The following is a 13,896-nucleotide window of genomic DNA, read 5'->3' as shown; positions in this document are numbered from 1 at the left end:
AGACAGGCGGACGCTTCGCGACGTGTCATGCTGGATCCCGGATCTTCTTCCGCTGACGCTTCAGTCGTCCGGGAAAGGGGGTCGGCCAACGATGGGCCGCGAGGCCGACCGCTGGGCCACGGAGCTCGTGTCGTGTACCGTGTGGCCTGCCAACGCAAGTCTGCTTAGCCCAGGCGTGCGCCGCGGCCAGCCGTGGCGCCGGCCCGGGCGATCGGGCATGGTGCGGTCCCGATTCAAGGACCCCGCACCCCGTGACCACCGATCCCCGCTCGCACGGCCTCTGGGCGAGGACCGCCCCGCCCGCACCCGACGCGCCGCCGCTGCGGAGCGACGCGACCGTCGACGTGGCGGTGGTGGGGGCCGGCTATACCGGCCTCTCGGCGGCGCTCCACCTCGCCAAGGCGGGCGCCCGGGTCGCGGTGCTGGAGGGCGAGACGGTCGGGTTCGGCGGCTCGGGGCGCAATGTCGGCCTCGTCAATGCGGGGCTGTGGGTGAAGCCCGACCTCGTGCCGGCCGCCCTCGGCCCGGAGCGCGGCGAGCGGCTGCTGTCGCTGCTCGGCACCGCGCCGCGGCGCGTCTTCGACCTGATCGCCGAGCACGCCATCGCCTGCGAGGCGCAAGACACCGGCACGCTGCACTGCGCGGTCGGGGCGAAGGGCCTGTCGGACCTCGCGGACCGGGCCCGGCAGTGGCAGGCCCGCGGGGCGCCGGTCCGCCTCCTCGACGCGGCGGAGACCGCCCGGGCCACCGGCGCGCGGGCCTACGCGGGCGCGCTCCTCGACGAGCGCGCCGGCACGATCCAGCCGCTCGCCTACGCGCGCGGCCTCGCCCGCGCGGCGCTGGCGGCCGGCGCGGCGATCCATGCCGGCAGCCCGGTCCTCGGCGTCGCCGAGGCGGGCACGCGCTGGCGCCTGACCACCCCGGGCGGCCGCGTCGATGCCGATTGGGTCGTCGTCGCCACCAACGCCTACACGCGGGCGCCGTGGCCGGAGATCCGGGCCGAGATCGCCCACCTGCCCTACTTCAACATCGCGACCGCGCCGCTCTCCGACAACCTGCGCGGCACGATCCTGCCCGGGCGCCAGGGCGCCTGGGACACGAAGCCGGTGCTGACCTCGTTCCGTCTCGACGCCGCCGGCCGCCTCGTCCTCGGCAGCGTCGGGGCTTTGCGCGGCACCGGCGCCGCGGTGCACCGGGCCTGGGCGCGACGCACCCTGAAGGCGCTGTTTCCCCAGGCCGGCGACGTGCCGTTCGAGGCCGAGTGGTACGGCCGGATCGGCATGACGGCCGATGCCCTGCCGCGCTTCCACCGCCTAGCCCGCAACGTCGTGGGGTTCAGCGGCTATAACGGCCGCGGCATCGCGCCCGGCACCGCCTTCGGCGGCGTGCTCGCCGACCTCGTCGCCGGCCGGATCACCGAAGACGCGCTGCCGCTGCCGGTCACGGCGCCGGTGCCGATCGGCTTCCGGGCCGTGCGGGAACTCGCCTACGAGGCCGGGGCGCAGGCGGTGCATCTCGCCGAGGCGCGGTTTCCGGGGCGCGCCGTGCCGTAGGGGCAGACCGGGACGGGTGGCGTTCCTGCATCGTCTTGATGACCTCCCGGTCGTCATCCCGGGCCCGCGCAGCGGAACCGGGGATCCATGACCGCTGACGTCGACGAAGCAATCGGAAGGCGGTCCCCTCCGCTCTGCATCGTCCGCGGTGCCGAATGTCGGGTTCCCGGCCACGGCACGTCCCGGACGACGTCGCGTGTCACGCGCGACCTCGCGCTCATCCTGCCTCGATTTCCGCGTCGCCCGGTGAACATTGCCTCCTCCGGCAGGGGACGCGACGGCACACTTGCGTGGATTAAACCGCGGCCGCCCGCGTGGCTCTTCCCTCTGGCCCGCCACGTGCTAAGCGCGACCGCGGGGAGACGCCCGAGAAGGAGTTTGTCACGATGCTGTCGCGCCGATCGCTCGCAGGCCTGTTCGGGGCCGCCCCCCTCGTGGCGGGAGCCGCCGCCTCCCTGATCGCCGCTCCCGCGGTCGCGCAGGACGCGACCGAGAGCGCCTTCGACCGGATCCGGCGCACCAGGAAGCTGCGCACCGCGGCGGTGGCCGGCGGGGCGCCGTACTATCAGAAGGACATCGCCACCGGGCAGTGGCGCGGCTTCTACGTCGACATGGCGAAGGCGCTCGCCGCCGAGCTCGAGGCCGAGCTGGAGCTGTCCGAGACCACCTGGGGCAACTCGGTGCTCGACCTCCAGGCCAACAAGATCGACATGTTCTTCGGCCTCAACCCGACCCCGAAGCGGGCCCTGGTGGTCGATTTCTCGGTCCCGGTCTTCAGCAACGCCTTCACGGTGATCGCCAAGAAGGGCTTTGCGGCGAAGACCTGGGCCGAGCTGAACAACCCGGACGTCAAGCTCGCGGTCGATGTCGGCTCCTCGCACGACGCGGTGGTGACAAGGCTGTGCCCGAAGGCGCAGATCGTGCGCTTCAAGTCCGCCGACGAGGCGACGCTGGCGCTCTCGACCGGACGGGTCGACGCGCAGTGCCTGATCCTGATGCTGGCGCTGACCGTGCTGAAGAAGAACCCGGCGCTGGGCCAGCTCGTGGTGCCGAACCCGGTCTTCGCCACCACCTCGAATGCCGGGTTCCGGCGCGAGCGCGACAAGACGCTGCGCGATTTCGTCAACACCTGGATCGACTACAACAAGGGCCTCGGCTTCATCCGCCAGACCATCGTGTCGAACATGGAGCTCGTCGGCGTCACCGAGGCCGACATGCCGGCCGGCGTCTCGCTGTGAGCCGCCGGGGGCGCGACGCGGCCGGATGGGATCGGGTCTGAGATGTATACCTGGGATTTCGGCTCGCTCTGGACCTACCGCTGGCTGTTCGTCCAGGGGCTCGGCGTCACCGCGGCCTTCACGGTCGCGATCGTGCTGATCGGGCTCCTGGTCGGGCTGGCGGCCGGCCTCGCCAAGCTGTCGCGCTTCGCGCCCCTGCGCTGGCTCGCCAACGCCTACATCGAGGTCTTCCGCTGCACCCCGCTCCTGGTGCAGCTGGTGTGGTTCTACTACGCCCTGCCGATCCTGTCGGGCATCGAGATCTCGGCGATCGGCGCGTCGGTGCTGGCGCTGTCGCTCTACGGCGGCTCGTTCTACGCCGAGATCATCCGCGGCGGCATCGTGTCGATCGACCGCGGCCAGGGCGAGGCGGCGGCGGCCCTCGGCATGACCCCGGCCCAGAGCCTGCGCCGGATCATCCTGCCCCAGGCGCTCAAGCGCATGGTGCCGCCGCTGATGAACCAGTCGATCATCCAGTTCAAGAACACCTCGCTGGTCTCGGTGCTGGCGGTGCCGGACCTGCTCTACCAGGGCCAGGTCGCGGCCCACGACAGTTACCGGCCGCTCGAGATCTACACCCTCGTGGCGGTCCTCTACTTCGCGGCTTTGTACCCGCTCACCTGGATCGTGCGCCGGGGCGAGAAGCGCCTCGCCACCAGCGATTGAGTCCCGACATGGCAGAGACATCCGGCCCTCCCTCCGGCCCCGCGCCGAAGATCGCGATCGCGCATCTCGCCAAGAGCTTCGGCGGCCACGCGGTGCTCAAGGACGTGTCGCTGACCGTCCCGGCGGGCGGCGTGGTGGCGTTGATCGGGCCGTCGGGCTCGGGCAAGTCGACGCTGCTGCGCTGCATCAACCTCCTGGTGGTGCCGGATGCCGGCGAGGTCCGGGTCGGGGGCGACGCCTTCCGGTTCGGCCCCGGCGCGAGGCTGCCTGGGACCAAGGCCCTGGCGCGGTTCCGCGCCGGGACCGGCATGGTGTTCCAGCACTTCAACCTGTTTCCGCACCTGACCGCGCTGCAGAACGTGATGGAGGGGCCGGTCACGGTGCGGCGGCGGCCGAAGGCCGAGGCCGAGGCGCAAGGCCGGGCGCTGCTCGCCAAGGTCGGCCTCGCCGACAAGGCGGAGCAGTATCCGAGCCGCCTCTCCGGCGGGCAGAAGCAGCGCGTCGCCATCGCCCGCGCGCTCGCCATGGAGCCCGACGTGATGCTGTTCGACGAGGCGACCTCGGCCCTCGACCCGGAACTCGTCGGCGAGGTCCTCGGCGTGATGCGGGCGCTCGCCGCCGACGGCATGACCATGGTGATCGTCACCCACGAGATCGCCTTCGCCCGCGAGGTCGCCGACCGGGTGGTGTTCCTGCGCGACGGCGTCGTGGTCGAGGAAGGCCCGGCCCGCAGCCTGATCGACGCGCCGCGGCACCCCGACACCCGGGCCTTCCTGGCCCATTTCCACCGCCGCGGCGAGGCGGCCGCCCCATGAGCCGGGGCACCGCGACCCGGGTGACCCTGGTGACGGGGGCGGGCAGCGGCATCGGCCGGGCCACGGCGCTCGCCCTCGCCGGGCCCGGCCACGGCCTCGTGCTCCATAGCGGCCGCAACGCCGTGGGCCTCGACGCGGTGGCGGACGAGGCCCGCGGGCGGGGTGCCGCGGTCGCGACCTTTCTCGGCGACCTCGCCGACCCGGAGACCGGCCCGCGCGGCGTGCGGCTCGCCGCCGACACCTTCTGGCGCCTCGACGCGGTGGTGGCCGCCGCCGGCAAGGCCCTGCGCGGGGGCGCCCTCGCGCTCGATCCGGCCGACCTCGCGGGCGCGCTCTCCGTCTCGGCCGAGTCGTTCCTGCGCCTCGCGCAGGCCGCCTCGCCGCTGCTGCGGGCGGGCGACGCGCCCCGCCTCGTCGCGGTGTCGTCCTACGTCGCCCATCTCTACCGGGCCGATCTCGGGCTGTTCGCGGCCTCGGCCGCCGGCCGGGCTGCGCTGGAAGCGCTGGTACGCAGCCTCGCCCGCGAGTTCGCCCCGGACGGCGTCACGGTCAACGCCGTGGCGCCGGGCCTGACCCGGAAGGATCCGGGCCGCGGCGGCGCGCTTTCGGACGACGCGATCGCGACGCTCGAAGCCGCCATTCCCCTCGGGCGCCGGGCTGATCCGGCGGAGGTCGCGGGCGTCGTCGCCTTCCTGGCCTCGCCGGCCGCCTCCTACGTCACCGGCCAGGTCGTCCACGTCGATGGAGGGCTCACATGAGCCGGCATGCGATCACCGATCCGCTCGTCGTCGAGCATCTGCGCGTCGTCCTGATCGAGAGCCCGATCCGGATGGCCCGCCGCCAGGGCGTCGGCGACGTCAAGGGCACGGTGAAGCGGGTGCTCCTGCGCCTCACCACCCGCGAGGGCCTCGTCGGCTGGGGCGAGGCCGCCCCCTGGGAGGTGTTCACCGGCACCGCCGAGGGCGCCTTCGCGGCGCTGGACATCTACCTGCGCCCGCTGATCCTCGGCCGGTCGGCGAAGGGCGTGCGGGCGCTCGCCGCCGATCTCGACCGGGCGCTGACGGGACATACCGACGCCAAGGCGGCGGTCGAGATGGCGCTGTTCGACATCCTCGGCCGCGCCGCGGGCCTCCCGGTGGCCGAGCTGCTCGGCGGCCGGGTGCGGGACACGATCCCGCTCTCGTTCTCGATCGCCGACCCGGATTTCGAGGCCGACCTCGCCCGCATGCACGCCATGACGGCTGAAGGCCACCGCCTGTTCAAGGTGAAGACCGGGGTGAAGAGCCACGCCGAGGACTTGCGCCATCTCGAGGCCATGCGGGCGGCCTTCGGCGAGGGCATCGACCTCAGGGTCGATTACAACCAGGCGCTCGCGCCGTTCGGGGCGCTGCGCACCCTGCGCGACGTCGAGGCCTTCCGGCCGACCTTCATCGAGCAGCCGGTGGCCCGCCGCCACCTCGACGCGATGACGGCGCTCACCGCCGCCCTCGACACCCCGATCCTCGCCGACGAGAGCTGCTTCGACGCCGCCGACGCCCTCGAGGTGGTGCGGCGCCGGGCCGCCGACGCGGTCTCGGTCAAGCTGATGAAGTGCGGCGGGATGCTGAAGGCGCAGGCCCTGATGGCGATCGCCGAGACCGCCGGGCTGCCGGGCTACGGCGGCACCCTGTGGGAGGGCGGCATCGCGCTCGCCGCCGGCACCCAGCTCATCGCCGCGACCCCCGGCATCTCCCTCGGCTGCGAGTTCTACATGCCCCACCACGTCCTGACCGAGGACGTGCTGGAGGCGCGCGTCCCGGTCGAGGCCGGCGCGGTCGTGGTGCCGCAGGGGCCGGGGCTCGGGATCGCGGTGAGCGAGGCGGCGATCCGGGAGAACGCGCGGGTGCTGGCGGAGGCGTGAGGGGCGCCCCCGTCACCGCGCGGGGATCGCCCTCACGCCGCCCGGCGCTCCTCCTCCCGCTCGTCCGCCGGCCCGAAGAACTCGTACCGGATCCGGGCCTGCGGTACGCCGGAGCGGGCGAGGCCGGGGACGAGGCTGGCGAGGAACGGTTTAGGTCAGCAGAGCTCGGGGCCGCAGAGCTTGGGGCCGCAGAGACGGTAGGTCGCCTCCGCCGCCGGGGTGTGGGCGACGAGCCGTTCGGGCGTGATGCGGCCGGCGGCGTCGTAATCCGTGCCGAGCCGGTCCGAGGCCGGCGGCGCCTCGCAGACGGTGTGGAGGCGGATCCTCGGCCTTCCGATGCCGGAGGAGACGTCGTCGGAAGAGGCGGCGCGCTGAACGGCCGCCCCGCCTCCTCCTGCCCCGGGCCCGCTCGCCGCGGGCCCCGCCCTACCCGGCCGAGGGCTCCTCCCCGGCGCGCTCGGTCCGGACCCACTCGGTCTGGCGCCGCCCGGCGAAGCGGGCGAGGATCCCGGCCTTACCGAGGACGAGGCGCGGCAGGGCCCACAGGTCCTGCCAGCGCAGGAGGCCGCCGCCCCAGCGCGATGCCGCGAGGCCGAAGGCGAGGCCGAGGACGGCCACACCGGTGCCGGCGATCGCGAGCGGCCAGGGCCCGGCGCCGAGGCCCCATCCCGCGAGGCCGAGCGCCAGGAGCGCGATCTCGACGAGTCCGAGCGTCACCAGGGGCAGCACGCAGAGGTCGAGGGCGATCGCCAGAAGCCGCAGGTCGCCCCGGCGCAGGGCCGCCCGGGCGAGCGCGCCGGCATAGGGCAGGATCAGCGAGAGGTGGCCGTGCTCCCAGCGGGTCTGCTGCGACTGCCGCGCCGCCGCACCGACGGGCAGCACGCTCACCACCAGGGCTTCCGGGCAGAAGCGGGTCGGATGGCCGGCGAGCGCGAGGTCGAGGCCGAGCTTGAGATCCTCGGCCAGATGCCCGCTCGCCAGGGACGGCCCGTTCGCCTGCTCGGCCGGGCCGAGGAGCCGCGCCGGCATCGCGAAGCCGGTGCCGGAGATGTTGCAGGGCCAGCCGAGCCGATGCGCGCCGAGGGGCCGGCCGATCTGCTTGAGCAGCGTCGCGAAGGTCGCGAGGCGCAAGGTGGAGGACGAGGCCTGCGGCGGCGGATCGAGGCGGTAGGCCGCCTGGACCGGCCCGTCGAGGGCGGCGCTGCGGCGCACGAGGCGGTCGAGGTCGGCCGGCGCCACGGCGCAATCGGCGTCGATCACCACGAGGGTCTCGGGCAGGCCGGTCGCGGCGAGGTGCCGGTAGCCGAAATCGAGGGCGTAGCCCTTGCCGCGCCGGGCGGGATCGTGGCGCTCCACCACCTCCGCCCCGGCGGCCCGGGCGGCGGCGGCGGTGGCATCGCCGCAATTGTCGGCCACCACCAGCAGCCGGTCGCCCGGTGCGAGGCCGGCGCGCAAGGTCGCGACCGTGCCGGCGATCAGGGCGGCCTCGTCGTGGGCCGGGACCAGGATCGCGAGCGACGGGCGGCGGCCGGTGACGGGGGTCGGGCGCAAGGGCGGAAGCGACGCCAGCACCTGGGCGGCGAGGACGAGGACCGGGACCGCGCCGGCGAGCGCCAAGGCGCAGAGCAGCAGAGTGAGCAAGACCATCGGGGGAGGAATCCTCGGCGGCGGGATCCGCGGGCAAAGGCTCGGCGGGCAAAGGCTCGGCGGGCAAGGAGGACCGCCCCCGGCCGCGCGGCCGGGGCGGGACGACGCTCAGTAGGCGGCCTGCGAGCGGAAGACCTCGCGCAGGGTCAGGACCAGGATGAGGAGGTCGAGCGCGAGCGACCAGTGCTCGATATAGGCGAGGTCGAGATCGACCCGACGCTGCATCGAGGCGGCGTTCGGCGTCTCGCCGCGGCAGCCCCGCACCTGGGCCCAGCCGGTGATGCCCGGGCGCACCGCGTGCCGCTCGGCGTAGCGGGCGACCGATCCGGCGAACTGCGCGTCGTGCGCAACCGCGTGCGGGCGCGGCCCGACGAGCGACATCGAGCCGAGGAGCACGTTCACCAGCTGGGGCAGCTCGTCGAGGCTGGTGCGGCGCAGGATCCGGCCGAGGCGGGTCACCCGCGGGTCGTCGCGCTGCGCCTGCCGGACCACCGCGCCGTTCTCGCAGCAGGTCATGGTGCGGAACTTCCAGACCCGGAACGGCCGGTTGCCGAGCCCGATGCGGTTCTGGCGGAACAGCACCGGGCCGGGCGAATCCCACTTGATCAGCACCGCGATGGCGAGGATCAGCGGCAGCAGCACGAGGAGGCCGAGGCCGGCGCCGACGAGATCGACGGTGCGCTTGAGCGCCGGCCCGGCCCCGCTCCGGGGCGCGAGCGCCGGCCGGGCCCGGGCGACAGGTGCCGCGCCCGCCTCGGACACCAGCCCCGGAGCGAGCAGAACGGCGAGGCCGCCGCCGCCGGCAGGAGCCGCGCCGGCGAGGCTCGCGCCCGCGAGGCCGGCCCCGGCGAGACTTGCGCCGGCGAGACTTGCACCAGCGAGACTTGCACCGGCGAGACCCGAGCCGGACAGGGCGGCACCGAGGGCACCTTCCCGGTCCTCATCGCCGCCGAGCCCGCCACCCAAGCGGGAGGGGCCGCCACCCACGCGGGATTGCGGTCGTGCTCCACGAGCCATTCGCCGTCTCCACCGTTAACGAGCGGTTAACGATAGGCAGAGCCACAGCCCCGAGGTCAATTTCACCACAATATCACCGAGATATACGCCGCTTACATTTGATCTACCCCCTTCGATCACAGAGCATTTCACCCGGATCGACGAACGTGATGCCGGATCGGAGGAGCAAGGCGCGGGCGGCGGTGTGGCGGCTACCGCTTATTGGGAGGCTGCGCCGCGCCGGCCGACGGCCGAGGCTGGCGCTCTCCTCCGGGACGAGAAGGCTTCAGACCCGCATGCGAGCAGCACAAAGTCTCCCCGCCTCCCTCCGGCGCGGGCTCCTCGTCGGCGCCGGCTGCCTGTCGGCGGGCGCGATGGGCCTGCCGGCCGCCGCGGCCGGTGCGCCCCCGGCCCCGTCCGCCGCCGTTCCCGCTGCCGCCTCCTCGTCCGCGCCCGCATCGTCCGTCGCCGCGGGCCCGGCCGGCTACGCCCTCGGGCCGCTCGACCGCATCCGGCTCCGGGTGTTCGAGTGGCGCGCGAGCCGCGACGAGGTCTTCGCCTGGACGGCGCTCAACGACGAGTTCACCATCGGGGCGGACGGCACCCTGTCGCTGCCGATCATCGGCGACATTCCGGTCGCCGGGCTGCCGACCCGGGAGGTCGGCCGGCTGGTGGGCCGGCGCCTGCGCGACCGCATGGAGCTGGCCGACGCTCCCGACACCGCGGTCGAGATCGCGGCCTACCGGCCGTTCTACATCAGCGGCGCGGTCGACAAGCCGGGGGAGTACGCCTTCCGGCCGGGGCTCACCGTCGGCAAGGCGGTGGCGCTGGCGGGCGGACCGCCGCGGGTGACCGACGGCGGCCTGCTGCGCCTGGAGCGCGACGCGATCACCGCGCGGGGCGAGCTCGCCAGCCTGCAGAAGGATCGCGACCAGCTCACGATCCGCCTCGTGCGCTTCGCCGCCGAGCGCGACGACAAGCCGAAGGTCGAGTTCCCGAAGGACCTCGCCGCGCGCCCGGATCCCGGCCTCCAGGCGCTGATCGAGCGCGAGGTCTCGATCTTCGAGGTCCGCCGCAAGGCGCTGGCGACCCAGGTCGACGCGATCGAGGACCTCAAGCGCTTCCTGCGCCAGCAGATCGACGCGCTCAACGGCCAGCTCGCCACCATCGACACCCAGATCAAGCTGATCGCCACCGAGATCCGCAGCAACGAGCAGCTCGCCGAGCGCGGCCTCGCCACCCAGCAGCGCACCGTCGCGGCCGGCCGCTCGATGGCCCAGATGGAGAGCGAGAAGCTGCGCACCACGACCGACCTGCTGCGCGCCCGCGAGGCGATCTCGCGCGCCGACCTGTCGATCATCGAGATGCGCAGCCGGCGCGCCACCGAGGTCACGGGCGAGATGCGCGACACCCAGCGCCAGCTCGAGCAGCTGAAGCCCCGGATGGAGGTGGCCGAGCGGCTGATCATCGAGGCCGAGGTCTCCGCCCCGCGCTACCTCACCGAGCGCACCCAGGCCCGGCGCGCCAGGCCGACCTACCGCATCACCCGCCAGATCGGCGCGAGCGCGCAGGAGATCGGCGGCGAGGAGAACACCCCCCTGATGCCGGGCGACGCGGTCAGCATCGAGCTGCCCAACGCCGACCTGCCGGCGGTGTCGTGGCCGAGCGCGCCGCGGACCGGGGCGATGACCTCGCTGAACTGACGGACCTCACCCGCGGCGGCGCCACCACGCGACCGCCCGGTGCCACTTGTCCTCGAGCCAGCGGGCCGCGCGCTCCAGCGACGGCTTCATGCCGGGCAGGTCCTCGCTGAGGAGCGCGAGGCCGAGCGGCAGCATCCACAGGCCGAAGACCGGCAGGACCGCCAGGAAGCCGCCGAGGATCAGCAGCAGGGCCGCCGGGATCCGCACCCAGCGGCGGGAGGGCGCCCGCAGCCAAGCGATGGCGTCGCCCACCCGCCGGGGCAGAAGTTCGAGCAGCCGGGCGATCCGGGCGTCCCAGGCCTGCGCCAGCGGGTTCGGAGTCCCGTTCGGATGAGAAGGCATCGCGGTGGGGACGCGCGGGCGCGTCGTGCTGTCGTCGATCATGGCGAGAAACAAAGCGGCAAAGCGCCTCGACGGTTCCCGGGCGCCGGCGCCGGCGAGACCGCGCCGCCACCAGGCCTCGCCCCCGCGAGGCCGCGCCGCCACCAGGCTTCGCCCCTGCGAGGCCGCGCCGCCATCAGGCCTCGCCCCCTGCGAGGCCGCGCCGCATTGCCGAGGCCGGGCCCGCGACCTAACTCCCGGAGCCATGGAACAGACCGGCGAAGCAGGGTGCGGCGCCACCCCGGCGGCGGGCACCTTGCAGGTCCGCGTCGTCCAGCGCCTCTCCGAGATCGCGGCGGCCGACTGGGACCGCTGCGCCCTCTCGGCCGAATCGCTGGCGGGGGCTGGCGAGAGCCACAACCCCTTCGTCAGCCATGCCTTCCTGTCGGCGCTCGAGGAGGCCGGCTGCGTCGGCGGCCGCACCGGCTGGCTGCCGCTGCACGTCGCCGCCGAGCGCGACGGCCGGGTGATCGGCTACGCGCCCTGCTACCTGAAATCCCATTCGCAGGGCGAGTACGTGTTCGACCACGGCTGGGCCGACGCCTTCGAGCGCGCCGGCGGCCGCTACTACCCGAAGCTCCAGGTCAGCGTGCCGTTCACCCCGGTCACGGGTCCGCGCTTCCTGATCGCCCCGGGCGAGGATCCCGAGGAGGCGACCGCCGCCCTCGTCGCGGGCCTGCGGGCCCTGCGCAAGCAGGTCGAGGCCTCCTCGATCCACGCGACCTTCCTGCCCGAGACCGAGGCCGAGCGGGCGGGCGAACTCGGCTTCCTGCGGCGGGTCGACCAGCAGTTCCACTGGGACAACGCCGGCTACGCCACCTTCGACGACTTCCTCGCGGCGCTGGCCTCGCGCAAGCGCAAGGCGATCAAGCGCGAGCGGCGCGACGCCCTCGCCGCCGGGCTCACCATCGAGTGGGTCACCGGCTCGGACCTGACGGAGGCGCACTGGGACGCCTTCTACCGCTTCTACATGGATACCGGCTCGCGCAAGTGGGGCCGGCCCTACCTCAACCGGCGCTTCTTCTCGCTGATCGGCGGGCGGATGCCCGAGCGCATCCTGCTGGTGATGGCCCGGCGCGAGGGGCAGTACGTGGCGGGCGCCATCAACCTGATCGGCGACCGCGCCCTCTACGGCCGCAACTGGGGCTGCATCGAGGACCATCCGTTCCTGCATTTCGAGGTCTGCTACTACCAGGCGATCGACTTCGCGATCCGGCACGGCCTCGCCCGGGTCGAGGCCGGCGCGCAAGGCGAGCACAAGCTCGCCCGCGGCTACCGCCCGGTCATCACCCACTCGGTCCACGACATCGCCGATCCGTCCTTGCGCGCGGCGATCGCCGATTACCTCGCCCGCGAGGCCCGCCACGTCGAGGCGGCGGCGGACGCCCTCGACGAGGCGACGCCGTTCCGGAAGGGCGAGGACTGACGGCGCCGTAGCGCCCCGGCGCCCAGGCCGCTACGCTCGTCCCACGGGGCCCGGCAAGAGACCCCGGTTCGGGAGCGAAACGTCATGCGGACGAGTGAGGGAGGGCGCGGGCGCGCGTCCCGCCGGTTCCTGCTGGGTTGCGTCGGGCTCGCCTTCGCGGGCCTCGCCACCCCGGGATACGCCGATCAGGCCCTGCGGCCGCGCGGGGGCGAGGCCCTGGCGCCGGCCCGGCCCGAGGAGGTCGGATTGTCCTCCGAGCGGCTCGGCCGCATCAAACGGGTCATGGAGGAGGAGGTGGCGGCCGGGCGCCTGCCCGGCGCCGTGGTGATGATCGCCCGGCACGGCCGCCTCGCCTACGCGGAGAGCGTCGGCTTCCGCGACAAGGGCGCGGACGCGCCGCTTCAGACGGACGCGATCTTCCGCATCTACTCGATGACGAAGCCGCTGACCTCCGTCGCCGCGATGGCGCTGATGGAGGAGGGCCGCCTCCAGCTCACCGATCCGGTGTCGAAGTACCTGCCGGAGTTCAAGGACCTGAAGGTGGCGCAAAGCCGGCCCAACGCGCTCGGCGAGGCGGCATCGGACCTCGTGCCGGCCGAGCGCGCGCCGACGGTGCAGGACCTCCTGCGCCACACCGCCGGGCTCGCCTACGGCGAGATCACCACGAACCCGGCGGTGAAGGCGGCCTACGCCAAGGCCGGCCTGTTCAAGCTCGATTTCGACTACAACACCACCGACCTCACCCCGGAGGAGTTCACGGCCCGGATCGCGGCCGCGCCGCTCGCCTACCAGCCCGGAACGGTCTGGCAGTACAGCCTCGCCGTCGACGTGCTCGGCCGCGTCGTCGAGAAGGCGTCCGGCCGGCGCCTCGGCGACTACCTCTCGGACCGGGTCCTGCGGCCGCTCAAGATGGGCGAGACCGGCTTCTCGGTCCCGGCCGACAAGGCCGGGCGGATCGCCCAGGCCCTGCCGACCGATCCCGCCACCGGCGCGCCGAACCGGCTGATCGACGGCGCGGCGCCGAAGAACGATTCCGGCGGCGCCGGCGGCTACGGCACCGCCGCCGATTACCTGCGCTTCGCGCAGGCCATGCTCGACGGCGGCAGCCTCGACGGCGCCCGGGTGCTGAGCCGCACCAGCGTCGAGCTGATGACCGCCGACCATCTCGGCGACCGGATCAAGCCGGCGGTCAGCCCCGGCGAGCTGCTGATGGGCGTGCCCGGCTATACCTTCGGTCTCGGCTTCATGGTGCGCAAGGAGGCCGGCATCGCCGGCGTGCCGGGCTCCCGGGGCGAGTTCATGTGGGCGGGCTATGCCGGCACGTTCTTCTGGGTCGATCCCAAGGAGGATCTGGCGGTGGTGATGATGACCCAGGCGCCGGGCCCGAGCCGGGCCTTCTACCGGCGCGAGATCAAGCAGCTCGTCTACGGCGCCATCGCCGATTGAGCGCCCGGGGGCGCGGGAGAGGCATTGAGCGCCCGGGGGCGCGGGAGGCCATGCATCCGCGCCCCTGGACACGGGCGGAGCGGCAC

The 13,896-nt window shown here is 73.8% G+C and carries 12 protein-coding genes; 9 read left to right on the top strand and 3 right to left on the bottom strand.

The window, feature by feature from the left end; all coding sequences use genetic code 11:
* Positions 1-251: 251 nt before the first annotated feature.
* From A5481_RS01155 to A5481_RS01130, 6 genes are all read left to right on the top strand, one after another.
* A complete protein-coding gene (locus tag A5481_RS01155; protein WP_048434867.1) occupies positions 252-1,553 on the top strand; it encodes an NAD(P)/FAD-dependent oxidoreductase in 1,302 nt (433 codons plus the stop codon).
* Between the two features lie 386 nt (positions 1,554-1,939).
* The gene (locus A5481_RS01150) at positions 1,940-2,791 is read left to right on the top strand and encodes a transporter substrate-binding domain-containing protein (RefSeq protein ID WP_048434866.1); all 852 of its coding nucleotides are present in this window, start codon (positions 1,940-1,942) and stop codon (positions 2,789-2,791) included.
* A gap of 42 nt (positions 2,792-2,833) precedes the next feature.
* Positions 2,834-3,496 (top strand): amino acid ABC transporter permease, encoded by a 663-nt coding sequence (locus A5481_RS01145; RefSeq protein ID WP_048434865.1) that lies wholly within the window; start codon positions 2,834-2,836, stop codon positions 3,494-3,496.
* An 8-nt stretch (positions 3,497-3,504) separates the two neighbouring features.
* Positions 3,505-4,311: an amino acid ABC transporter ATP-binding protein gene (locus A5481_RS01140; protein WP_048434864.1), complete on the top strand. Its 807-nt coding sequence runs from the start codon at positions 3,505-3,507 to the stop codon at positions 4,309-4,311.
* Positions 4,308-5,069, top strand: coding sequence for an SDR family NAD(P)-dependent oxidoreductase (locus A5481_RS01135; RefSeq protein WP_048434863.1), 762 nt, complete (start codon positions 4,308-4,310; stop codon positions 5,067-5,069). The genes A5481_RS01140 and A5481_RS01135 overlap by 4 nt, the downstream gene beginning before the upstream one ends.
* Positions 5,066-6,211, top strand: coding sequence for an enolase C-terminal domain-like protein (locus A5481_RS01130; RefSeq protein WP_048434862.1), 1,146 nt, complete (start codon positions 5,066-5,068; stop codon positions 6,209-6,211). Before A5481_RS01135 ends, A5481_RS01130 begins: the two co-directional genes overlap by 4 nt.
* Positions 6,212-6,637: 426 nt before the next feature.
* Here the strand turns inward: A5481_RS01130 and A5481_RS01125 are convergent, their stop codons facing one another.
* Entirely contained in the window at positions 6,638-7,858 is a 1,221-nt protein-coding gene (locus tag A5481_RS01125; RefSeq protein WP_048434861.1) for a glycosyltransferase family 2 protein, read from the bottom strand.
* Between the two features lie 108 nt (positions 7,859-7,966).
* The gene (locus A5481_RS01120) at positions 7,967-8,845 is read right to left on the bottom strand and encodes an exopolysaccharide biosynthesis polyprenyl glycosylphosphotransferase (RefSeq protein WP_245238917.1); all 879 of its coding nucleotides are present in this window, start codon (positions 8,843-8,845) and stop codon (positions 7,967-7,969) included.
* A 305-nt stretch (positions 8,846-9,150) separates the two neighbouring features.
* Between A5481_RS01120 and A5481_RS01115 the strand changes: the two genes are divergently transcribed.
* Positions 9,151-10,557 carry a polysaccharide biosynthesis/export family protein gene (locus tag A5481_RS01115; RefSeq protein WP_053082415.1) on the top strand — a complete coding sequence of 469 codons (1,407 nt, stop codon included), beginning with the start codon at positions 9,151-9,153 and terminating at the stop codon, positions 10,555-10,557.
* Between the two features lie 6 nt (positions 10,558-10,563).
* Here A5481_RS01115 and A5481_RS01110 read toward each other — a convergent pair whose 3' ends face one another.
* Complete coding sequence (locus A5481_RS01110; RefSeq protein WP_048434869.1) at positions 10,564-10,899, bottom strand: hypothetical protein; 336 nt, start codon at positions 10,897-10,899, stop codon at positions 10,564-10,566.
* Positions 10,900-11,143: 244 nt separating this feature from the next.
* Between A5481_RS01110 and A5481_RS01105 the strand changes: the two genes are divergently transcribed.
* Both A5481_RS01105 and A5481_RS01100 read left to right on the top strand, forming a co-directional pair.
* Positions 11,144-12,364: a GNAT family N-acetyltransferase gene (locus A5481_RS01105; RefSeq protein ID WP_048434860.1), complete on the top strand. Its 1,221-nt coding sequence runs from the start codon at positions 11,144-11,146 to the stop codon at positions 12,362-12,364.
* A gap of 84 nt (positions 12,365-12,448) precedes the next feature.
* A complete protein-coding gene (locus A5481_RS01100; RefSeq protein WP_053082414.1) occupies positions 12,449-13,810 on the top strand; it encodes a serine hydrolase domain-containing protein in 1,362 nt (453 codons plus the stop codon).
* Positions 13,811-13,896: the final 86 nt, after the last annotated feature.

This window comes from Methylobacterium platani (assembly GCF_001653715.1).
In the GTDB taxonomy this organism is placed as follows: Bacteria; Pseudomonadota; Alphaproteobacteria; order Rhizobiales; family Beijerinckiaceae; genus Methylobacterium; species Methylobacterium platani.
This window is presented reverse-complemented; position numbering and strand designations above follow the sequence as displayed.